The sequence below is a fragment of the Streptomyces sp. NPDC006384 genome (assembly GCF_042870695.1).
GTDB lineage: Bacteria > Actinomycetota > Actinomycetes > Streptomycetales > Streptomycetaceae > Streptomyces.
The window spans coordinates 135,357-157,590 of record NZ_JBIAHR010000015.1; the positions used below are offsets into that span (position 1 = coordinate 135,357).

Annotated in this window: 16 protein-coding genes and 3 pseudogenes; 7 read left to right on the forward strand and 12 right to left on the reverse strand. The window is 71.9% G+C overall.

What is annotated here, in order from left to right; genetic code table 11:
• Window positions 1-145: 145 nt before the first annotated feature.
• A complete protein-coding gene (locus tag ACFYOJ_RS21720) occupies window positions 146-1,699 on the reverse strand; it encodes a PQQ-binding-like beta-propeller repeat protein (RefSeq protein ID WP_356554638.1) in 1,554 nt (517 codons plus the stop codon).
• A 252-nt stretch (window positions 1,700-1,951) separates the two neighbouring features.
• Here ACFYOJ_RS21720 and ACFYOJ_RS21725 point away from each other — a divergent pair, with 252 nt between their 5' ends.
• Window positions 1,952-5,089: a BTAD domain-containing putative transcriptional regulator gene (locus tag ACFYOJ_RS21725; RefSeq protein ID WP_356554755.1), complete on the forward strand. Its 3,138-nt coding sequence runs from the start codon at window positions 1,952-1,954 to the stop codon at window positions 5,087-5,089.
• Window positions 5,090-5,138: 49 nt separating this feature from the next.
• Here ACFYOJ_RS21725 and ACFYOJ_RS21730 read toward each other — a convergent pair whose 3' ends face one another.
• The 9 genes from ACFYOJ_RS21730 to ACFYOJ_RS21770 form a co-directional block, all read right to left on the reverse strand.
• Window positions 5,139-6,473, reverse strand: a complete 1,335-nt coding sequence (locus ACFYOJ_RS21730) for an enolase C-terminal domain-like protein (protein ID WP_356554636.1) — start codon at window positions 6,471-6,473, stop codon at window positions 5,139-5,141.
• 328 nt (window positions 6,474-6,801) lie between these two features.
• On the reverse strand, window positions 6,802-8,010 hold the full coding sequence (locus tag ACFYOJ_RS21735; RefSeq protein WP_356554634.1) for an FAD-dependent oxidoreductase: 1,209 nt from the start codon (window positions 8,008-8,010) through the stop codon (window positions 6,802-6,804).
• A 143-nt stretch (window positions 8,011-8,153) separates the two neighbouring features.
• Window positions 8,154-8,963 (reverse strand): carbon-nitrogen hydrolase family protein, encoded by an 810-nt coding sequence (locus ACFYOJ_RS21740; RefSeq protein WP_356554633.1) that lies wholly within the window; start codon window positions 8,961-8,963, stop codon window positions 8,154-8,156.
• 94 nt (window positions 8,964-9,057) lie between these two features.
• Window positions 9,058-9,738 carry a GntR family transcriptional regulator gene (locus ACFYOJ_RS21745; RefSeq protein WP_356554632.1) on the reverse strand — a complete coding sequence of 227 codons (681 nt, stop codon included), beginning with the start codon at window positions 9,736-9,738 and terminating at the stop codon, window positions 9,058-9,060.
• Window positions 9,739-9,818: 80 nt separating this feature from the next.
• The gene (locus ACFYOJ_RS21750; RefSeq protein ID WP_356554630.1) at window positions 9,819-10,346 is read right to left on the reverse strand and encodes a flavin reductase family protein; all 528 of its coding nucleotides are present in this window, start codon (window positions 10,344-10,346) and stop codon (window positions 9,819-9,821) included.
• Window positions 10,343-10,696 carry a cupin domain-containing protein gene (locus ACFYOJ_RS21755; protein WP_356554628.1) on the reverse strand — a complete coding sequence of 118 codons (354 nt, stop codon included), beginning with the start codon at window positions 10,694-10,696 and terminating at the stop codon, window positions 10,343-10,345. The genes ACFYOJ_RS21750 and ACFYOJ_RS21755 overlap by 4 nt, the downstream gene beginning before the upstream one ends.
• Window positions 10,693-12,186 carry a 4-hydroxyphenylacetate 3-hydroxylase N-terminal domain-containing protein gene (locus ACFYOJ_RS21760; RefSeq protein WP_356554626.1) on the reverse strand — a complete coding sequence of 498 codons (1,494 nt, stop codon included), beginning with the start codon at window positions 12,184-12,186 and terminating at the stop codon, window positions 10,693-10,695. The genes ACFYOJ_RS21755 and ACFYOJ_RS21760 overlap by 4 nt, the downstream gene beginning before the upstream one ends.
• 11 nt (window positions 12,187-12,197) lie before the next feature.
• Window positions 12,198-12,860 carry a DUF2848 family protein gene (locus ACFYOJ_RS21765; protein WP_356554625.1) on the reverse strand — a complete coding sequence of 221 codons (663 nt, stop codon included), beginning with the start codon at window positions 12,858-12,860 and terminating at the stop codon, window positions 12,198-12,200.
• 35 nt (window positions 12,861-12,895) lie between these two features.
• Window positions 12,896-13,603, reverse strand: coding sequence for a GntR family transcriptional regulator (locus ACFYOJ_RS21770; RefSeq protein ID WP_356554623.1), 708 nt, complete (start codon window positions 13,601-13,603; stop codon window positions 12,896-12,898).
• Between the two features lie 615 nt (window positions 13,604-14,218).
• On the opposite strand from ACFYOJ_RS21770, the pseudogene ACFYOJ_RS21775 reads away from it, so the two are divergent.
• From ACFYOJ_RS21775 to ACFYOJ_RS21785, 3 genes and pseudogenes are all read left to right on the forward strand, one after another.
• A pseudogene (locus ACFYOJ_RS21775) lies at window positions 14,219-14,466 on the forward strand (ABC transporter ATP-binding protein); the annotation flags it as partial.
• A gap of 117 nt (window positions 14,467-14,583) precedes the next feature.
• Window positions 14,584-15,546, forward strand: a complete 963-nt coding sequence (locus ACFYOJ_RS21780) for an alpha/beta hydrolase (protein WP_356554621.1) — start codon at window positions 14,584-14,586, stop codon at window positions 15,544-15,546.
• A 318-nt stretch (window positions 15,547-15,864) separates the two neighbouring features.
• Window positions 15,865-17,283, forward strand: coding sequence for an amidase family protein (locus tag ACFYOJ_RS21785; RefSeq protein ID WP_356554620.1), 1,419 nt, complete (start codon window positions 15,865-15,867; stop codon window positions 17,281-17,283).
• 192 nt (window positions 17,284-17,475) lie between these two features.
• Here the strand turns inward: ACFYOJ_RS21785 and ACFYOJ_RS21790 are convergent.
• Together ACFYOJ_RS21790 and cas5c are read right to left on the reverse strand one after the other, a co-directional pair.
• Window positions 17,476-17,829 (reverse strand): annotated as a pseudogene (locus ACFYOJ_RS21790) (MBL fold metallo-hydrolase); the annotation flags it as partial.
• Window positions 17,805-18,448, reverse strand: a pseudogene (gene cas5c / locus ACFYOJ_RS21795) (type I-C CRISPR-associated protein Cas5c). The pseudogenes ACFYOJ_RS21790 and cas5c, both read right to left, overlap by 25 nt.
• A gap of 386 nt (window positions 18,449-18,834) precedes the next feature.
• Here cas5c and ACFYOJ_RS21800 point away from each other — a divergent pair.
• Genes ACFYOJ_RS21800 through ACFYOJ_RS21810 form a run of 3 tightly spaced genes read left to right on the forward strand, consistent with a single transcriptional unit; the run spans window position 18,835 to window position 22,120 of the window.
• On the forward strand, window positions 18,835-19,278 hold the full coding sequence (locus ACFYOJ_RS21800; protein ID WP_356554618.1) for a hypothetical protein: 444 nt from the start codon (window positions 18,835-18,837) through the stop codon (window positions 19,276-19,278).
• Window positions 19,275-21,332, forward strand: a complete 2,058-nt coding sequence (locus tag ACFYOJ_RS21805; RefSeq protein WP_356554616.1) for a hypothetical protein — start codon at window positions 19,275-19,277, stop codon at window positions 21,330-21,332. The genes ACFYOJ_RS21800 and ACFYOJ_RS21805 overlap by 4 nt, the downstream gene beginning before the upstream one ends.
• Window positions 21,329-22,120: a hypothetical protein gene (locus ACFYOJ_RS21810; RefSeq protein ID WP_356554615.1), complete on the forward strand. Its 792-nt coding sequence runs from the start codon at window positions 21,329-21,331 to the stop codon at window positions 22,118-22,120. Before ACFYOJ_RS21805 ends, ACFYOJ_RS21810 begins: the two co-directional genes overlap by 4 nt.
• Window positions 22,121-22,234 lie beyond the last annotated feature (114 nt).

Below are 22,234 nucleotides of genomic sequence, written 5' to 3' on the forward strand. Positions count from 1 at the left end.
GAGCACCCCGTCCGGCACCGCGCAGCGGCGGCACGGCGGGCGGCGCCGGCCCCCGGTCAGGTCCCGTCACCACGGGGAACGGCGGCGGCGCGAACGCCGGGGTGGCCCGTCGGCCGTCGCTCCGCTCCGGCCGCTCGGGGCCGGCTCAGGAGGGGCCGGGGGCGAAGGACAGCATGCGCGCCTCCGGCCGCGCGTCGTCGCCGTTCACGACGGCCGGCGTGATGACGATCCGGCCGTCCGCGTGGGCGAGGTGCCCGGCGAGCATCCCGGCTTCCACGGCGCGGGCCGACGTGGGATGCCGCAGCACCTGCTGCTTCGTGTCCACGCCCCCCGGTCCGAGCCGGATGATCCCGCCCGGCCGGCTCCCCGAGGCCGCCTCGTAGACGAGCGCCCGGGCGCCGCCCTCCGCGCGCAGGGGGTGGAGGGTGCTGCCGCTCTCGGACCTCACCCCCCACAGGAACCTCCCGGTGCCGAGGTCGTAGGCGCCGACCCGGCCGGTCCCTCCGAGGTAGACGGCCTGCGCGTCGACGAGGGTCCCCTTGCAGTTCTGCATGTTCTCGTCCGCCTCCCCGGCACCGGCGCAGTACGTGAAGCCCTTCTGCCTGGGGTCGACGGTGGCGCGGAGCTTTCCGCCGGGCCCCAGGGCGACCACCCGCCAGTTGTCGGTGCTTTCCTCGGCGTGGAAGGTGGTGAGGACCACGGGGTCGACGGAGAGCGCCTTGCCGATCTTCCAGCCCCGGTCGGTCCGGTAGCGCCAGAGGACCTTGCCGGTGCGCGGGTCGAGCTCGCTGACCTGGCTGAAGTTCCTGCTGCGGTCGACGCTAATCGAGCAGTCGTAGCCCACCAGCAGCCGGGGACCGCCCGCCACCTCGTCGGGGTGGCACTCGCCGGGATTCTCCATGGGGATGCCGTAGAGCCTGGTGCCGTCGCCGACCCGGTACGCGGCGGCCTTCATGCTCTGGACGACGGCGAGGACGTCACCGCTGATGGCGGTGTTCACGATCATCGTGTCGTCCCCGTTCCCGGTCTCGGTGAGCTTCTTGTGCCAGCCGGCCCTCCCGGTCCGCAGGTCGATCATCTGGAGCTGGTTGCACCGGCTCCCGCGCACGGCCTGGCCGCTCCTGTACACCAGGACGACCTTGCCGTCGGGGGTCGGATCGGCCGGTGTCTCGCAGACCGGGGCGGGCAACGGCACGCTCCACACCACGGCACCGTCCGAGAGGCGGCGGGCGGTGACCCTCTTGTACGCGGCCTGGACGACGGTGTCGCCGACCACCCACAGATCGTGGAGCGCGACGGTGCGCCGGGGCAGGTCGTCCGGGCCGTCGGCGATCCACGCCGTCGCGTCCCCCGGCCTGCGGCCCGCGTTGATCTCCTCCGACGTCGGTATCCGGCCGTGTCCGGGCGTGCGGGAGGGAGGAGTACGGCCGGCGGAGGGCGTCACCGAGGGGTGCGGTGCCGGCTCCGCCACCGGGCGGGACGGTCCTCCCGTCCGGTCACCGGTGACGGCGTACAGCCCCGCGCAGGCCACGACGAGCAGGAGGACGAGAGCCGTGGCGATGGCCGGTCCCCTGCCGAAGCGCCCGCGGCGGCCCGGCGGGTCCGACGGCGGCGGACCCGCCGGGGCGTACGGGTTGCCCGGGACCGGCCACTGCCGCGGGTGCGGTCCTGCGCCGTGTGCGCGTCCGGTGTCCGGCATGACGGAATGTCCTTCTCTCGGTGTTCTGCGGGCAACTGCTCCGGGCCCGCGTGGTGGTGATCACACGGGCAGGCCGGTCCCTCTCCCCCGGATCGGCGGTGGCGGCCGGCGCAACCGGTCAGACTGTGCCGTGATGCGCTGCAAGGCCGCTGAAATCCTGATGAACCACGGATCGGGAGGAGTGGCCGGACACTGAGCAGGCGCGGAGCGCACGAGAGACACCGGGAACACGGGGAACACGGGAGCTTGGCTGTGGGCGTGCGGGCGCAGGGACCGGCCGGGGCGGCCGCCGGTGCGGGCGGGGCGGCCGCCGGTGCGGGCGGGGCGGCCGCCGGTGCGGGCGGGGAGTTGCGGATCGACCTGCTGGGACCGGTCCGGGCCCGTCGCGGCGACGCGCCGCTCGCGCTCGGCCCGGTACGGCGGCAGGCGGTTCTCGCCGCCCTGGTCCTCCGCACGCCCGCCGTCGTGACACACCACCAACTCCTCGACGACGTGTGGGGGGCCGATCCTCCGGGCACGGGACACCAGGTCCTGCCGAGCTACGTCTACGCGCTGCGCAGGACGCTCGACACGGCGGCCGTCGGACCGGACCGCTCGGTGATCCGCGGTGAGCGCGGCGGTTACCGGTTCGTGCCCGGCGGGGCGCGGACCGACCTCGCGGAACTCGCCGAGGAGTCCTCCCTCGGCCGGAGCGCGAAGGCCTCCGGCGACCTCGATGCCGCGCTGCGGCACGGCGGCCGGGCCCTGGAGCTGTTCCGCGGCGAACCGCTGCACGGACTGCCGGGGCCCCTCGCCGACAGCGAGCGGCAACGCCTCGCCCGGCAGCGGCGCACGCTGTATCAGGACCGGGTGGAGTGCCTGCTGTCGCTCGGCCGCTGCCCGGACGCGCTCGAGGCGCTCGACGAGCTCCTGGCCGCGCCCCTGGCCCAGCCGCACGACGAGCCGCTCGCCGCGCTGCGGATGCGTGCGCTGTACGGCTGCGGCCGGCAGGCCGAGGCACTGGCCGTCCACCGGGAGACGCGGCGCCGGCTCCTCGACGAACTGGGTGTGGAGCCCGGCGAGGAACTGCGCCGCGTGCACCAGGCCGTACTGCGCCGGGACGACCGGCTGCTGCTGGGCCGGGCGGCGGTCCCGAGGACGGGCGCCGTCCCCGCGCCTTCGGGAAAGCGGCCCGGGGAACCTCCCTCCACACCTCGCCCGTCCTCCACGCCTCGCCCGTCCCCCGGTTCCGGACGTCCCGGTGGCACCCTCCCCCGGCGGAACGACCTTCCCGGCGACACCGCCTGCCTGGTCGGCCGCGAGAGGGAACTCGCCCTGCTCACCGCCCCCACGTCCCCGAAGGCCGTGTCCGTGGCCGCGGTCGACGGCACGGCGGGGGTCGGCAAGACCGCCCTGGTGGTGCGCGCCGCCTGGACGCTTCGCGACGCCTACCCCGACGGGTGCCTGTTCGTGGACCTCCACGCGCACGGCGCCTCCCAGGGGACGGACGGCCCGCAACGGGCACTGCGCCGGCTGCTGCGCGCGGTCCACGCCGGGAGCGGTGAGTCCCCCGACGGCCTGGAGGACGTGGAAGATCTGGAGGACCTGGTCACCGCCTGGCGCGCGGCCACGAGCGCGCTGCGGCTCCTGCTCGTCGTCGACGACGCCCGCAGCGCCGAGCAGGTGCGTCCGCTCCTGCCCGCCGGGCCGGGGAGCCGGGTCCTGGTGACCGGCCGGCAGCGGCTGCTCGGCCTCGACGCCGACCTGCGGATCACCGTGGAGCCGCTGGACACGGACGATGCGGTCGGTCTGCTCCGCGAACTCCTCGGGGAGCGGCGGGCGGACCGCGAACCCGAGGCGGCTCTCGCACTCGCCCGGCGGTGCGGCGGCCTGCCCCTCGCCCTGCGCATCGCGAGTTCCCGGCTCCAGCACCGCCCGTCCTGGACCCTCGCCCTGCTGGCCGGCCGGCTGTCGGACGACGCGCGCAGTCTCGGCGAGCTGCGCGCCGGGGACCGCAGCGTGGAGGCCGCCTTCCGGATGTCGTACGACCAGCTCGCGCCCGGACTGCGGCGCGGTTTCCGCGCGCTGGGCCGCGTACCGACCTCCGAGTTCGACGAGCTCTCCCTCGCCGCCGCGCTGGGCGGTTCCCGCGAGGACGCCGAGGACCTCCTCGAGGACCTGGTCGACGCGAGCCTGTTGCAGCAGCCCCACCCCGGCCGCTACCGGCTGCACGATCTCGTACGGGCCCACGCGCGGCGTCTCGCCGGTGAAGCGCCCGAGCAGGCCGCTGCGGACCTCCGCGCCGTGCTGGGCCTCTACACGGCCGCGGGTCTCGTCGCCGGGGAGGAGGAGACCGATGACTCCCCGGCCGGCTCCGGCACCGCCCGCGCCGCCTTCCGCGGCCGGCGGGACGCCGCGGCGTGGCTGAACGCGGCGGGCGGGGAACTGGCCGACGTGGTGGCCTGCGCGATCGCCGCCGAGGAGTTCGACGACGCCTGCCGGATCGCCGACGCCCTGGTCGGCCATCTGGTCCGCCAGGGGCAGTACCACGACTGCCGTACCGTGCTGAGCCTCGCGCTGCCCTGCGCGGAGCGGGCCACCGATCCGCGGATGCCCGCCTCGCTGCGCAACTCCCTGGGAATGACCGACGTCTACCAGGGGCGGCACCGGCGGGCGCACACCTGGTTCACCGAGGCGTTGCGCCACCTCCACGGCCGGGACGATCTGCGGGAACGGGCCCGGGCGACCACCGGGCTGGGCGTCGCCGAGTGGGGGCTGGGCGAGACCGGGGCCGCGGTCGCCCACCTCGGCGAGGCGGTGGAGCTGACGGCCCGGCTCGGCGACGACTGGCTGACCGGGATGGCGCTCTGCAGCCTCGGCGCGATCCGCTCCCGTCAGGGGCGGCACGAGGAGGCGTTCGAGCACGACGCGACCGCCCTCGCCCTCGCCGAGAAGGGCGGACGGCCCAGGGTGATCAGCAACGTCCTGTGCTTCACCGCCGACACCCACCTGGCCGTCGGCCACCACGCGCGGGCCGAGGAGCTGCTGCGGCGGGCGGCCGAACTGGCGCGTGAGGCCGACGACCTGCCGCTGCACGCGGGGAGCCTGTCGCGGCTGGCGACCGTGGAGCACATCCGGGGAAGGATGCACTCCGCGGTCGACACCCACCACCAGGCCCTGGCCACACTCACCCCGCACACGAACACGGGGCTGGAGATGAAGGTCCGTATCCGGCTCGGCGGCACCTACGCGGCGGCGGGCCGTCACGCCGAGGCACGGCAGGAGTTCCGGACCGCCCTCTCCCTGCCCGGGGCCCGCAACCACCCGGGGCTGTTCAGCCTGGCGCAGGAAGGCCTCGACGGTCTCGGCCGCCCGGCGGAGGAGACCATCGCGGACTTCGACGGGCCGTGAGCGGCGGGGACCCCGCCGACCACCCGCCGTGCCCCGCGCCGGCCGGTGCCTACCGCACGAGGCAGGGGCGCTTGGCGTCGAACTCCCAGCCGGGAACCAGGTACTGCATGGCGACGGCGTCGTCCCGGGCCCCGAGGGCCTTCGTCCGGTAGAGCTCGTGGGCCGCGAGCAGCCGGTCCATGTCGAGCTGCACGCCCAGCCCGGGGGCGTCCGGGACGGCGATCTCGCCGTCGACGATGCGGAGCGGGGCGGTGGTGAGGCGCTCCAGGCCCTCCTGCCATATCCAGTGCGTGTCGAGCGCGTTGTACGCGCCGGGAGCCGCGGCCCCGCAGTGCGTGACCATCGCGAGGGAGATGTCGAAGTGGTTGTTGGAGTGGCAGCCCCAGGTCAGCCCCATCGCGTTGCACAGCTGCGCCACGCGGACGGAACCCTGCATGGTCCAGAAGTGGGGGTCGGCCAGCGGAATGGAGACCGACTGCAGGGCGAGGGCGTGGGTCAGCTGCCGCCAGTCGGTCGCGATCATGTTGGTCGCGGTGGGCAGGCCGGTCGCGCGGCGGAACTCGGCGAGCACCTCACGCCCGGAGTAGCCGTCCTCCGCCCCGCAGGGATCCTCGGCGTAGGCGAGCGTGCCGACCAGCGGCGCGCAGAGTTCGATGGCCTCGCGCAGCGACCAGGCGCCGTTGGGGTCGAGGGTGATCCGGGCCCCGGGGAATCGTTCCTTGAGCGCGCGTACGGCCCTGACCTCCTCGGCGCCTTCGAGGACGCCGCCCTTGAGCTTGAAGTCGCGGAATCCGTAGAGGTCGAAAGTGGCTTCGGCCTGCCGGACGATCGCCTCGGGGGTGAGGGCCTCCTCGTGCCGGATGCGGTACCAGTCGACGCCGGCGTCGTGGCCGCGGACGTACTCCAGGTCGGTGCGGTCGGGATCGCCGACGTAGAAGAGATAGCCGAGCACCCGCACGGAGTCCCGCTGCTGTCCGTCCCCGAGGAGGGCCGCGACCGGCACGTCGAGGTGCTGTCCCAGCAGGTCGAGGAGGGCGGACTCGACGGCGGTGACGGCGTGGACGGTGGTGCGCAGGTCGAAGGTCTGGGCGCCGCGTCCGCCGGAGTCGCGGCCGGCGAAGCGGTCCGCGATCTCACGCAGCACGCGCTTGTAGTCGCCGACCTCGGCGCCGACCACGAGGGACTCGGCGTCCCGCAGGGTCTGGGTGATCTTCTCTCCGCCCGGTACCTCGCCGAGGCCGGTGCGTCCCTCGGAGTCCGTCAGGACGACGACGTTGCGGGTGAAGTAGGGGCCGTGGGCGCCGGAGAGGTTCAGTTCCATGCAGTCGCGGCCCGCCACGGGACAGACGGAGAACGCGGTGACGGTCGGCTGATTCCTGGTCATGTTCTCTTCGTGCTCCTCGTGTCGGCTTCTGCGCCGCCGTCCGCGAGCGCCGGCAGCGGGACGTCGCGCGCATGCTGTCGGACTTCGTGCTCCCCCGGCACGGAGTTCCGCAACCGCCGGACCGGCTAGGCCGGCACCGTCGAGGCGGGCATGACGGCCACGGGTCACAGCACGGACCCCGCCCGTCCCCCGCTCACCTGCCTGACACGGGGCGATGGTCATCGCCGGCGAACGGATCACCGGACCGGGCGCCGAGGCACGTTCCCCCGACGCCCGCATCGAGCCTGCCCGCCCCGCCCGGCCCCGCCCCGGCCGCTCCGGGAGGCGGTCAGACCGCGCGGTCGTCGGCGGCCGGTGCCCCGGCGCCGCGGGCGTGCAGCAGTTTCCGGCGCCTGGCGACGCCTCCCGGCATGCGGTGCAGCCGGTACGAGCCCGGCTCGTGGGCCTCCTCGGCCAGATGCCCGGGGATGCCCTTGCAGACCAGTTCCTTGATCCTGGCGCCCAGACCGCCGCCGATGTGGAACCCCACCGCCACGTCGGACCTGTTGGCGAACTGGTAGACGCCCGCGTCCCGGCCCAGGCCGATGCACTGGGCGTAGAAGCCCTGATGGATGCCGTCCGGCCGCTCGCCCGCGAGTCGGCTGAGCACCGTGTCGGCGGCCCGCGCCCCCAGCGGCATCGCGTTCAGGCAGCTCATCCGCAGCGGCAGGTCCGACGGCGCCGCCGAGTCACCGGCCGCGAGGATGCGCTCGTCGTCCACGCTCGTCAGCGTCTCGTCCGTCAGCAGACGGCCCACGGCGTCGGTGCTCAGCCCACTGCGGGCGGCCAGGTCCGGCACGCCGAAACCCGCCGTCCAGACGGTGACCTCACCCGGCAGCTCACGGCCGTCCGCGAGCAGCACGGCGTCACGCCGCACGCCCGTCACCTTCGTGCCGGAGCCGTCGACGACCGTGACGCCGAGCCCGGCCAGCCGCTTCGCGACCGAGCGCCGGCCCCGGGTGTGCAGGTACGGGCCGAGGACGCCGCCGCAGACCAGGGTCACGGCGCGCCCCTGTTCCGCCAGCTCGGCGGCGGTCTCGATGCCGGTGGGGCCGGCGCCGACCACCGTCACGCGGGCCGTCGCGGGCGTGTCGTCGAGGGCCGCACGCAGCCGCCGGGCCTCCTCCAGCGTCGAGAGCGAGCAGGCGAACTCCGCCGCTCCCGGAACGGTCGGCTCGGCGCTGCCGCTGCCCACCGCGTAGATCAGGTAGTCGTAGCCGAGCGTGCCGCCGGCCGCCAGCGCGACGCCGCGCCCGGCCGCGTCGATCCGGGTCACGGTGTCGGCCACCAGCCGGACGCCGTCGGCCAGGACGTCCCGGTAGGCGATGACCGCGTCGTGGGACCCGCCCACCAGCTGGTGCAGGCGGACCCGGTGGACGAGTTCCTCCCGCGGGTTGATCAGCGTCACGGTCACGTCGTCGCGCTGTGTCAGCCGGTTCGCGGCCATGACACCCGCGTATCCGCCACCGACCACGACCACCTGCACGTTCCCTGTCATGGTGCCTCCTCCGTCTCACGGTGCTCGGCCACAAGACGCCGCGGCTCCGGCCGCTGTGACAGGGTGTGCGGCAGGTCACAAGGAGTGGCACCTGCCCCGCAGCGGTGCCTGGGACTCCGTCGCCCTCCCCGCTCGGCGCCGGGTCAGGCCGGGGCGGGAACCGTGAGCCGCACGCGGTTGGCCAGGACCGGAAGGGCCTGCCTGGCCGGCTCGAGGGCGGAGAGGTCCAGGTCCTCGACCAGCAGTCCGGGCTCCCGGTCGAGTGCGCCGACGAGGGAACCGTCGGGGGCGACCAGGCGGCTGTGCCCCACGCCGAGGGGGCCGGGCCCCGAGGGACTGCCGACGCTTGCGGGGTCGGCCTGCCCGCAGGCGGCGACGAAGCAGGTGGAGTCCAGCGCACGCGCGGTCGTCAGAAGCCGCCAGGCCTCGGTCTTGCCCGGTCCGTCGCCCCAGGACGCGGAGACGACCACGACCTGCGCGCCGGCCTCGGCGAGCGCGACGAACTGCTCGGGGAAGCGCACGTCGTAGCAGGTGGCGAACCCGAACCGTACTCCCCCGATGTCGCGCAGGAGCAGATCGGTGCCGGCCTGTACGGTGTCGGACTCGCGGTAGCCGAACGCGTCGTACAGGTGGATCTTGTCGTAGCCGTCGGTGGTGGCTCCGTCGGTGACCAGGAGGGTGTTGCGGGTGCGCCCGTCAGGGGCCGGTGTGAACATCCCGGCCACGATCGTCACCTCGTGGACGGCCGCGAGGGACTCGACCTGTCGGGCCCAGGGCCCGTCCAGCGGCTCGGCCGCGTCGGCGACCGGGCCGGAGAAGGCGCACATGGCGGCCTCGGGGAAGACGACGACACCGGCTCCCCGGGCGGCGGCCCGGGCGGTCAGGTCGGTGACGGTCCGCAGGTTCTCCTGCGGGTCGGTGGTGCTGAGCATCTGTGCCAGGGCGATACGCACGGGTCCTCCTGTGACGATGGACGGCGGTGGACGGCGAAGGATGGTGGTCTGGTCGGTCCGACGCCCGCCCGTGTGCGCCCGGCCGCGGGGCGCTCTACTGGGCGCGAAGGATGACCAGGGTGGAGTTCAGGTGCCGGTCGATGGCGGTCGCCGCGGCCTCGGCGTCCCCCTCTTCGAGGGCCTGCACGATCAGGGCGTGCTCGGCGCAGACCTCCTGCCAGCGGGAGTCACGCTCCTGGACGGCCATGAGCCCGGCGCGCGTCTGGCGGTCGCGCAGGCTCCGGTAGGTGCGGGTGGCCAGACGGTTGCCGGCGAGAGCCACCAGCGCCTGGTGGAACTCCCGGTCGGCGGCGATGAACTCCCGGGCCTCCTGCGGGGTGTGCGGGGTCGCGTCGACGAGTCGCTGCTGGTGGGCCAGGTGCCGGCGGAGCTCGGTGAGGTCGGCTCCGGGGAGGGACGTGATCTTCTGTGCGGCGTGCTTCTCGAGCACCCCCCGGATCTCGAACAACTCGGTCAGTTCGCGTGAGGTCATGGCGGGGACGAACACGCCCCGCTTGGGCATGAGCCGCACCAGCTCCTCGGAGGCGAGGACGACCAGAGCCTCGCGGACGGGGGTCCGCGAGACACCGACGGAGTCGGCGATGGCCTGCTCACTGAGAAAGGTGTCCTGGACATCGGGGTCCGTCAGCACGTGCTCGCGCAGGTACGCGAGCACCTTGTCCCGTGTGGAGAGAGCCTGCCCGGCCCGGGTTTCCTCAGTGTCCGCCTGGTTCATGTGCGCATCGTATGCACTCCGTGAACGTCCGGTTGACGGGGCTGCCGTCCGGGGAGTACGGCAGCCCCGCCGGGGCGCGGTCAGAAGGTCCAGGGCATCGGGTCGTGCCCGAAGCCGAAGAACTCTCCGAAATGTCCGGCGTCGAAGGCCAGGGCGGCTCCCTGACGGTCCCAGGCGCCGGTGACCTCTCCGAAGATGACCCGGTGGTCACCGACCGTGATCGCCTGGTGGACGGTGCATTCCGCCTGGGCCAGGGAGTCCTTGATCAGGTGGATCCCGTTGTCGGTCACGTCGAAGTCACCGCCGGCGAAGTGGTCCTGGCCGGGTCGTGAGAAGACCCGGGCCACCTGCTCCTGGCGGGCGGACAGGATCGAGACGCCGAAGGTGCCGCAGGACTCGATGGCGTCGCCGGTCCGGGATCCGTGGTTCAGGGAGACCATGAGGATCGGCGGTTCCAGGCTGATGGACGTCAGGGAGTTGACGGTCATGCCCTGCGGGGTGTCGCCCTCCAGGGTGGTGACGACGGCGACGCCGGTGACGAAGTGTCCCATGGTGCGGCGCATCGCCAGTTTGTCGGGGACCCGCAGGCGCTGGGTCGACGCGGTCACGCGTCCTCCTTGCGCCGGTAGCGCACCTCGAACATGCGGGCGCCGGTCTCGGACCTCCAGGGTCCGTGCTTCATGCCGGGCGGGCGTACGGCGTAGCAGGGGGCGGTGAACGTCCGGCCGAGCTCCAGGTCGGTGAAGGAGCCCTCGAAGATGAACACCTCCTCCCAGGAGTCGTGCACCTGGACGCCGTTGGCGGAGGTGTCGGTGCCCGGTTCGAACTTGAGGATGCGGGTGACGACGTCGTGCTCGGGGTCCTCGGCCAGGATGGCCATGGTCAGTCCGGGGACGTTGCCGGGGGCCGGGACGTAGGTGACGTCCTCGATGCCGGTGAACTCGATCTCGGGCTTCATGCGGAGACCTCCTGGGTGTCGGTGGGGGCGGGGGTGGTGGCGGCGTCCGGGCCGGGGACGGAGGCGAGGAAGGCGTCCAGCTCCGGCAGCAGGGACTCGTATCCGAAGTTGTTGAAGGCGTACACGCCCTTCACCAGGAACGGGGCGCCGGCGTAGAACATCTCGTACTGCTGGTGGCGGCCGCCGAACTCGGTGCCGATGATGTCCCAGGCGAGCTTGAAGAGCTTGACGCGCTCGGTGGTCCCGACGCCCGGGGACTTGACGTAGCGGGTGAGGTCGCCGCGGGTCAGGTCGCTCTCCAGGTCGCGCACGGTGGCGGGCAGCTGCAGGACGCCGCCGCCGACCAGGTCGCGCAGGATCGCGATGACGCGCGGGTACATCTCGGACTGCAGGCCCATGGAGCCGTACAGGGCGCGGGCGCCCGGGATCATCAGACCGGACTCGTCGGGCTCGGCGGTGTACTCGGCGGCCAGGACGGCGGACTCGACCAGGGAGACCAGGGAGGCGATCTCGCCGAGCTTCTCGCGCACGCTGGGGATGCGGTCGGTGCCGTTGACCTGGGTGACGCGCCGGGCGACGGAGGCGATGAACTTCAGCTTGGCGGTGAAGCGGATCTGGGCCTGCCAGTTGCCCAGGGCGTGGGCGCCCGTGTCGAAGAACTGCCGGCGCACGGTGTCGGTGTCGCGGCAGGCGAAGACGCGCTCCCAGGGGACGAGGACGTCGTCGAAGACGACCAGGGCGTCGGGCTCGTCGAAGCGGGTGGTCAGCGGGTAGTCGAACTCGCTGGAGGCCTGCGGGGCGTAGGGGCGGCGGTGGTAGAGCCTGAGGCCCTCGGCGGCGGCCGGCACGGCGAAGCTGACGGCGAAGTCGACGTCGTCCGGGCCGAGCGGCTTGATGCAGGAGACGAAGATCTCGTCGGCGATGGCCGCGCCGGTGGCCAGCATCTGCGAGCCGCGCACGACGATGCCGTCCTCGCGCTCCTCGACGACGCCGACCTGGATGAACTCCTCGCCCCACCCGGAGGCGGTGGTGGCCCGGGAGTACTGCGGCGGGATGATCGCGTAGGCGAGGTACAGGTTCTCGTCCTGGACGCGCCTGACGTAGTCCCGCACGTTCTGCGAGAAGTCGCGCGTCTGGGTGGTGAACACCTCGGGGTGCGCGCCGAACGCGGCCATGTAGGTGCCCACGTGGTCGGGGCTGCGCCCGATCCAGCCGTGGGAGACCTCGGCCCAGGTCTCGATGGCCCGGCGGCGTTCGGCGAGGTCCTCGCGGCTGCGGGGGGCGGTGAAGACCTTGTTGACGACCGTGCCGTCCGCGCGGGTGGTCCGCATGCCGCGCTCGGGGCTCGCCGCCACGTCGAACATGGTGGCCACGGTGCGGGCCACGCCGGCGAAGGCGGGGTGCTCGGCGACGTTGCCGACGGCCTGACCGTCCAGGTAGACCTGGCGGCCGTCGTCGAGGCTGGACAGGTACTCGGCTCCGGTACGCATCAGGGGTCTCCTCAGTTCGTCTTGTACTCGTGGCGGATGGTGGTGCCCTCGGCTGTGGTCAGTTCGACGACCCAGGAGGTGGCGAACAGGAACCGGCCGGTCAGCAGTGGCACGGTGCCGCCGATGACCACGACGTCCTCCTCGTCCGTGATCAGGCCGCGCTCGGTCATGCGGGCGAACAGGTCGGACGGGTGGAGCAGTTCGGCGAGTCTGCCGTCCTGGTACGGGGTTCCGTCGGCGGTGCTGGTGATCGTGCAGCCGTCCCAGTCGAAGGTCTCCGGGTCGAACGGGACGACGGTCGCGCCGACCGGCTTGGGACAGGCCCGCTTCGAGGTCAGGATGTCGGTCTTCTCGATCTCGCGGTCGGTGTGGTCGGAGGCCACTCCCAGGTAGAAACGGCCACTCCGGCGGACGATCAGCGGCTCGACCTCGCCGGAGGAGTCCGGGGACGCCGGGGCCTGGGGCGCGGTGGTCAGCAGGCCGAGCGGCACGGGGTAGAACATCGGCACCTCGGGCGGCGGCGCGACACCGATGGCCGCCAACTCGTCGATGTGCGCCTTGACTCCGGCCTGGTCGCGGCCGGCGTACCCGGCCACCACCACGGTGGCGTTCTCCAGCGGGACGGGGACGCCTTCGGGTGTGGTGAGGGTGAGTGCGTCGGTGGTCGTCGTCACGGACGACTCCTTCCGGGGGTTCGGTACGCGGTGGTTCAGTGCGTGGTCGGGCGGGCGCGGAGGTCGTCGTGGCGCAACGCCCGCACGGTGGAGGTCAGGTGGTCGCGGGCGGCCCGGACCGCCGCCCGTTCGTCGCGGCGCGCGAGGGCCGCGGCGATCGCGCGGTGCTCGGCCAGGACGTCCCGGCCGCGTTCCCGGTGTCGCAGTACGGCCCGCACGCCCAGGCGCATCTGCCGGTGGCGCAGGGAGCGGTACACGTCGGTGAAGACGCGGTTGCCGCCCGCGGAGACGATCGCGGTGTGGAACTCCACGTCGAGGGAGTTGAAGGCGACCGGGTCGTCCAGGACCGCGGCCTGCCGGGCCAGGACGTCGGACAGCCGGGCGGACAGCGGCGCCCGGGCGGAGACGGCCTTGGCGGTGGCCCATGCCTCGATCACACCGCGCGCCTCGAACAGGGCGTCGACGTCACCGCGGCTCATGGGCGGGACGAGTGCTCCGCGCCGCGGGACCCGGCGCACCATCCCGTCCCCCTCCAGGCGGGTGAGTGCCTCGCGCACCGGGGTGCGTGACACCTGTGCCGCCTCGGCCACCTGGGTCTCGGTCAGGAACATGTCCTCGTCCGACGGCAGCGCGACGATCCTGCGCAGCATCCAGTCGTAGGCGACGTCGGCGGCGGTGCGCTGCCGGCCTGCGAGCACCGGAGCCGGGCCCGGGACAACGGGCTCCAGCACGTCCTCCGCCATGTGCACACCTGCCTTTCCTACGTCGTCGGAGAGCGAGCTAGGCGCCCGGCCGCAGCCGGTATGCCGACTGTAGACGAGCTGTATACAAGTTGTCGACAGCGGATTTCGTCGTCTTGGTGCAGAGGCGACGGAGACCGCCGCACGCGTCAGAGGCCGCCGCCATCAGGGGTGTTGACGCAAAACCTAAACCGTTTAGATTAAGGTTCAGGGCAATGTAGACGACCGCCGGCCGATTCGGGAAGACCTGCCACGAACGGTCCAGGAGACCCACAGGGTCCCGCGTCGTGGGCGGTCCGGCGATTCACCGTCCTCCGACGTCAGCGAGGCGAGGATCACGACGGTGGGCGGTGGGCCGGAAGGCCGAAGCATCCCCGGACGCATCCGCGGGACACAGCCGCGCAGTCGTGCCGAATGCCGCTCTCGGCCACCTCGACGTGCCGGTCGGCGCGGGACCGGGGCCTGACGAGCGAGTTGCCGCCCGGCCGGCCGCGGCCCGTCGTCGGCTTCCCCCAGGGACCGAGCCGTGCGGAGAAGCTCTTTCCCGTTTCGGGGCGGCACGAGAGGTAACCCCGGAAAGAAATGACGGCCTGCTGATGCGGACGACGGGACCAGGGGCTCCTCGTCGGCGGCCCGGCCGGCGCCGGCGAGTCCACGCCCGGCCACCCGGTCCCGCGGCCGTACGACGTGACCGGCGGCCGGGCCACCCCCGGCGGGACCGGCGTCCGCGTCCTCGGCATCAACACCCTCGCCCGGGCGGTCGGCGTCGTCTCCCGGAAGACGTATCTCTTCCCGCCTCGGTCGCCGAGAACCCGCGCTTCGCCGAGCCGGAGGCCACCGGCGCCGAGCCGGAGGCGGCGGCGCGCCGTCCGCCGGCCGGAGCGTCGTCCTCGGCTCCGTGCGCTCGGCCGAGCAGGGCCCCACGAGGAGCTGCTGGAGCGGAACGGACGCTGTGCGGCCCCGGTACGGAAGGAATGATGACCATGCCCGTCTATGACCGCCACAGCATCCCGGAGCAGGTGGGACGTGGAACGCTCGACGCCGAGTTGGCGGCGTGGCTGCCGACCGGTCCGGTACTGGGAGCCGACGAACGGGTCTCCGACGCCCGGCGCTCCCACCACGTTCTGGCTCAGGTCCCGCTGCCGCCGGTGGGTGCGGTGGACCACTTGGTTCTCGACGGCCCGCACGGCTCGCTGCCGGTACGGGTGCACTCCCCCTCGCGGCCGGCCGGCACGCCCTGCGGCGCACTGGTGTACCTGCACGGTGGCGGGTTCACCGTCGGCACACCGGACGAGTTCGAGTTGCCGATGCGGATCATCGCCGAGACAGCCGGCATCAAGACCTACGTGGTGGACTACCGGCTGGCACCGGAGTTCAAGTACCCGGTGCTCACCGACGAGAACGAGTTCGTCGTGCGCTGGCTGTTCGACCACGCCCGTGAACAGGGCGTGGACTCGGACAGGATCGCGCTGGGCGGTGATTCCGCAGGCGGCAACATGACCTGCGTGATCACCCAGAAACTGCGGGACGAACAGGGCCCGGAGCCGGCGTTGCAGGTCCCGCTGTTCCCTGAGGCGGCGCTGCCGTTCGACACCCCTTCCGGCAGCGAGAACCGCACCGGCCTGTACCTGGAGACCGCGGGTGTGCTGCTGTTCGCCTGGAACTACCTTCCGCACGACGTCGACATGCGCCACCCCCGTATCAGTCCTCTGCACGCGGCATCACACGCCGGCCTGCCCCCGGCGATCCTGGTCACCAACGGTTTCGACCCGCTGCGCGACGTCGGCCACGCCTACGCGCGCAAGCTGGCCGAGGCGGGCAATGACCTGACCTACGTCCATCACCCCGATCTCACCCACGGCTTCCCGCAGTTCAGCCACTACTCCCGGGCCTGCCGGGCAGCCACCGAGGATCTCGCCCGCAGGATCGGGGAACGCATCGGCTGACCACCGGTTTCCCGGTCATCACGGTATGTGGTCCCCGCCTCGGTCCTCCGTCCCCTGCTGCTCACGCCCGGCCCTCCCCGGTGATTTCCTCGTGCGTTCCGCGTACCACGGCGGGCCGGGGGAACCCGGTGCCCGATGCGCGCCGGGCCCTCTGCGTCTCCGGCGGCCGGTCGTGCCGAGGGGCCGGGCGGCGGCCGCGTGCCCGGACGGCAGCCGCTCCTGGTGAGACCTCCCCGCCGTACCCGGGTCCGCGGGTGTTCACCCGGTGGTCCGGTCGATCACCTGCCCGTGACTTTCTCAGACGAAGGGCCGAGAGCCATGGAGGACCGTCACGACCTCGTCTTCCGGACCGCCCGAGAACTCGTCGGCCTCATGGTCGGCAGACAGGTGTCGGCACGGGAGGTGCTCGATGCTCATCTGGAGCAGATCGAACGGGTCGACCCCGAGGTGAACGCGGTGGTGACTCTGGTGCCCGAGCGGGCCGGAGCGATGGCCCGGCAAGCCGACGAGAGCATCGCCAGGGGGCGCGCCCTGGGCCGTCTGCACGGCTTGCCCGCGCTGCACAAGGACCTGGCGGACACCGCAGGTGTCCGCACCACCTACGGCTCGCCGATCACCGCGCGGCACGTCCCGCGGAGCAACACGTCGGTGGTCCAGCGGATGATCGACGCCGGTGTGGTCACCATGGGCAAGACCAACGTGCCCGAGTACGGCACCGGCTCCCAGACGTACAACGCCGTCTTCGGCGCGACCGGCAACGCCTACGACCCCGGCCTGACCTGCGGAGGTTCCTCCGGTGGCGCCGCGGTCGCGCTGGCCTGCGGCATGGCACCCGTCTGCGACGGTTCGGACATGGCGGGATCGCTGCGCAACCCCGCCGCGTGGAACAACGTGGTCGGGCTGCGGCCGACCCCCGGCAGAGTGCCGGAGTGGCCGAACCCCCAACCCGTGTTCACCCTTGCCCTGTACGGACCGATGGCCCGCACCGTCGGTGACGTCGCCCTGCAGATGCAGGTGATCGGCCGCCCCGACGGCCGCGCCCTGCTGAACTGGCCCGAGGCCGACTTCTCCGCCCCGCTGGACCGCGACTTCACCGGCACCCGCATCGCCTGGTCGGACACGCTCGACGCCCTGCCCATCGACGAGCGGATCACCGCGGCCATGGCCCCGGCCCGCGTCCTCCTCACCGACGTGCTGGACGCTTCGGTCGAGGAGGCCGAACCCGACATGACGGGAGTCGACGAGGCTTTCGGCATCATGCGTGCCGCCTACTACTGGCAGATGCACGCCGACGACTACCGCGCCCGCCCCGGCATGCTCGGTGAGAACGTCCGCTGGGAGATCGAGCACGGCCGCGAGCTGACCGTGGAGGACCTCGGCCGGGCCGAGCGGCTGCGCGCCGGCGTCCACGACCGTATGCACGCCTTCATGGCCGACCACGAGTTCCTCATCGCTCCTGTGGTCCAGTTGCCGCCCTTCCCCGTCGACCAGCACTGGCCGCGCGAGGTCGCCGGTGTCCCTCAGAGCTACTACCGCGAGTGGATCCGGGTGTGCTCGCGCATCTCGCTCACCGGCAACCCGGCGGCCTCCGTCCCCTTCTCCTTCACCTCCGAAGGCCTCCCGGTGGGGTTGCAGATCATCGGCCGGTACGGCGACGACTTCGGTGTGCTCCAGCTCGCGCACGCCGTGGAAACCGTCACAGGCACCTGGAAGCAGCGTCCTGTGATCGCATTCTGAGTGCCTCGTCCCGAGCACTCGGACGACAGTCCCGGACGCGCCGTCCCGGGACGGCGCGGGCCTGAATCACTGAGTACTGGCTTCGCGCTCCGCACGGGGGGCGCTCCGTCCAGGACTCGCAGCAAACGAACCTGCTCTTCAGCCGGGAGACGCTCCGGCATCCGGGCCGTCTCCCCCGGCCCGTCCCCGGCCTCACCTCTCGCCGGCGAGGTCGAGAACACCCTTGCTCGTCTCCGCCACACCCTCAGCGCTCCGGGGACGGCGCCACGGACGCGCGATCGGACCCGACACCGCCCGCCACCACGGCTCCACCGGCAGCTCCCCCGCCGGCTCGAACGGCTCACCCGGCCGCGGCAACGCCACCGCCTGCCCGGCCTCCCCGGCCGCGTCCCTCGTCCACTCCCCCGGCTCCGCCCACGCGTGCGGCGCCAGGTTGAACGTCCCCCAGTGGATCGGCAGCAGCACCCCGCCCGGAGCACCTCCCTGCAGGTCCAGGTGGGCCTGAACCCCCTGGGCGGGCGTCATGTGGATGTCCGGCCAGAAGTCGTTCTTGATTCTTTCAGCCCACAGCGACTCAACCGCATCCCCCGCTCCTTGTCCGCGCCCAGCGGGGCGACAGGCACCGGCATCACGCCCTGGTGCAGCTGCGCGTGGAACCAGCGGTACCGCTCCCCGCCGGAGGCTGGGAGGAGGATGGAGTGCAGCATGACGCCGAGTTCTTCGTCGCGGTCGATCGGCCGGGCGTCCGTCTGCGGTCCGAAAAAGGCGCTGAACTCCCGGCAGCCGAGATAGGGCTCGGAGAAGCAGGCGCCCTTGTCGACGCGTCGGCGGAGCTGATCGCGGTACTTCTGTTCGGGCACGTCCGCGGCGTGCGGAGCACGCAGAATCTGCGCGCGGATCCGGTAGTGCACATCGCGCAGGAGCATGCTGTTGCGCTGATCACGGACTTCACCTCGTTCCGCCGGATCTTCGTCCACTCGATCGGCTTCAGCACCTCGATCGCCGTGATGACGTACACCATCTCCGGCTTCCAGAAGATCGCCTCCAGCACCCCCACTGCGGCCGACGGAGTCATCACCGGGTACGACACCCGCTCCACCTTCAGCTCGGGCCGGGTGAAGCAGGCCAGCGGCCCGGACACCTCCACTACCAGATCGGGAAACATCCATCCCCCATTGCCCCGGTGATCAGCTGAGGCAGGGGCCGTGCTCACGGCCAAACGGAAACCCTCAAGTTGCTTGCTCGGCCTCCGAGTTACCGGAGGAGTCGTAGTGACAGCGAAGAATAGGGCCAGGCACTGACAACGGCCTCTCACCAGCGGCTTTCTAAGAGTTGCTGCTACCGGCTGGAGCGCTGAAGGCAAGTTCCCACGAATTTCTTGCCGCCCGGAATGTGCGGGAGCCGGGGCGCCCAGGCCGGCACCTCGCTGGCGGCTGCCGCTTTCCAGCCATGTAGCGCTATGAATGCGTCAGGTTCCGGAGAGTGCTCATGGGGGTCAGGGGGCGAGAGGGAACATATGGGTCTCGTTGCCGCAAGGACGCAGAGACGGGAATGATCTTGGACGTATCAGGGGAACTGGCCACGGTGGGGACCACTGCGGCATCTGCGCTGGTCGTGGCCATGACGGGGGACGGATGGCGCGGGATCAGGGATTGGTTCGGGCGCTGGTTCGGGCGCGATGGTGACAGAACCGCAGCCCGTCAGCTCGGCCGGCTCGACCGGGACCGCGAGACACTCCTGGCCCTGCCGGAGGAAGAGCGGGAGGCTCGCGCTGGAGACCTGTCATCGGCATGGGCCGTGCGCCTGCAAGACCTGGCGGATGAGGACCCTGAGGCCGGACAGGAACTGCTCGCGTACCTGAAGCAATGGCTGGCCGAGAACCCGCAGGCCGCACCGGAGGTCGGAGCGGTCAGCCAGCGGGCGAAGGCAACGGGGAAGTCCCGGATCACGCAGGTGGGCCGCGACCAGATCACCATCAACCCGAGGCGGTCATGAGCGCCGTGGCCGAGCCCGCCGAGGATCAAATCCGGCAGGAGGCCGAAGCCTCCGAGAACGCCGTGGTCACGCAGGTGGCCGGGGACTATGAGGAGCACCACCACCGCTACGTCCGCGGCTGGGAGTACCTGGGGTCCGTAGGAATCGACGCGGACGAGGCCCGCCTCGTGGAGCGCGCCTACGTCCACGCCGAGGGGGCAACCGCTTCTGGGGGACGGCAGGTCACGCAAGCGGTTCGGCTGCTGAAGCGACCGGCCGGTCAGCACAATGTCATAGTGCTGACCGGCCCCGTCGACACCGGGCGCCGGACCACGGCTCTGCGCGTGCTCCGCGACGTCGGGGTGGATCCGGAGAACATCCACAGCCTTGTCCTGGACTGGGATCGCCCGCGTACGGAGCAGCTCCCCGCCACGCCTCAGCATGGGTTCGTGCTGGACCTGTCCGGCTACAGCAGCCTGCCCGCGGACTTCTACCAGGGTTTGAGCGGGTACCAGAAGGAAGCACTCGGTGCCGGGGCGTACCTCGTGATCCTGGCCGTCCCCGCCACGTGGCGGCCCGGGACGCTGGCGTCCATCCCGCAGATCGAGCACATGGCGCCTCCGGCCTTGGACGTAGCGCGGTCCCACCTCAAGGAGCTCAACGCCGAGCGGCTCCCCTGGCTGGCCGACGGCTCCGATCTGGCAGGACTGCTGACTCCTGCCTCGTCACCCGACGACGCGGTCTGGCTGGCCGAGATCATCGCTGAAGCGGACGATGACGCCCAGAGTGAGGTGAAGGAGGAGTTCGAGGGGTGGCAGGCTCATCTGCTCGGCTGGTTCAAGGAGCACAACGGAGCTGAGCACCTTCGCGACCGGGCGCTGCTCATCGCGACCGCTCTGCTGGACGGACTCTCCGCCGATGTCGTCATGGCCGCCGCCGACCAGCTCTTCGAGCGGGTGAAGGGCGAACTGCCACCCGGCGGTGCTCTGGCCGGCCCCGATCTGGAAACGCGCCTGGAGATCATCGAGGCGAAGCGGACCGACGACGACGGATTGTCGCTCAGCGACGTACGCCATGGCTTGGACGAGGCCGTTCTCTCACACGTCTGGGCCCAGCGACCGCACCTGCGGGACGAACTGCTGCAGTGGGCATCGCAGATCACCGGGCCGAAAGGCATCGCGGTCAAGTATCGTGCGCAGGTCGCCGACGCGCTCACCCGCCTGGCCACGGGTCCAGGAGGGCAAGCGGTCCTGCGGATCGTCACACAGTGGATCGCCTCGGACAGCGAGACCCACCGCCGCCTGGCCGCAGGCATCCTGGAGAGCACCGCGACGCATCCGGGAATCGGTGTGGCGGTCCGCAAGTACCTCTACGACGCCGCGAACCAGAAGAACCTGAGTGAAGCGCTCGCCCGGACGGTGGCCGACGTCTGCGCGGGCGAGCTTGGGCGTGCCTACCCGCGTGTCGCTCTCACCCGCCTGAGGCTCCTGGCGAGCCGCGCGGACCGGCGGGGAGCCGATGCTGTCGCGCGGGCGATTCGTGAGCTCGCCGCCGAGCCGAAACTCCGCAATTTGGTTCTGGGTGAGATCGTCGACTGGGCCGAGACCGACGATGCTGTGATCCGCCAGGCCGGGGCGCAGGCGTTTCTCGCACTGACCGACCTGACTAGTCTGCCGGGCGAGACACCACTCGCCTTGGCGCTGGTGAACGACCTGACCGCGAGCGACGAAAATGGCTCGGAGGATCAGCTATTTGTCCGCGGATGGCGCGCGGCCTGGCGCCATGAACCCGCCGCCGACCAGGCCCTGACATCGCTGGCCGCCTGGCTGGACTCGCCGGCAGTGCCGGAGGAGCACGCCGTCGGTATCGCCGTGGCCGTCTTGTCAGGGCGCCTGAGGGACGCTCGCGTCTCCGAGTTGCTGGTGGGACAGAGCGTGCCGACCGGCCCCGGTCGCACACGGCGTATAGCGGTACTCGGCCATCTCCTGCCCGCTGCCCCAGACCCGGCCCAGCCATCGGAAACGCCTGGTGAATCACAGCCGTCGCCAGATGAGTTGAGTACGCCCGACGCATGAGCCTGTTCTCCAGGCGGAACCGGCGGCCGGGACCGCCGCCCGCCCCGCCAGGAGTGGCGGCGGTCCCGGCCGAGGAGCAGGCCGGGCGGCATGTGCTCATCGAGGATGAGCACATGCCCAGTCGGATGACCGGCGTCCACTTCACCGTACGGATCGAGGGCACCTGGCATCCTCTGGGCGAAACGACGGCAGGACACCATGCTCCAGCTGCACTCGCTCGGCATCACCTGCGCGAGCACACCGCCCGGATCCTTCGCCATTACTCCGTGCAGGAGCTGCTCGCGGCGCGGGATGCCGTAAACGCGACGATCGCGCGCCCGATGTCTCCCGAGCCGTGGCTCGAGACGCGGGGCACCGCACACCTGACGGTCGCCGCCGCGGACCGGACCCTGGCCGAAGAGCACCTCCGACGCGCGCAACAGGACGCTCTCGAACGAGAGGAGACCCTCCACCGCATCGCCTTCCTCCAAGCCATCCTGTCCGATCCGGACCAGCACGTTGTGTGGTGGATCGACCAGTACCCCGAGCGCCTCGGCGAACTTGCTCAGCTGTCCACCGCCGTGAAAGACCTCAGGCCACCACGGGACTCCACCCGCGACGGCCTGCACGCGGAAGTGGCCTGGTTTGTCGAGCAGCTGCTTACCGATCTTCACACCCCACACCAGCGTGAGGTCTTCCTGCGCGCCCTTACCCAGACCCTGCGCACGCTCGGCAGCACCGATCTCCAGAACATGGCCGGCCGCTGGCTGTCCACCTTCGACACTCAACCCGGAGCCGATACGGCATGACCGTACGCACCAGACGCTGGATCCTCGCCCCACTGCGCCAGTGGCGCGCCCACCACCTCATACGACAGCACGGCCCGTCCCTCGACTACCCGACCGCCTGGGCGCTCATCACTC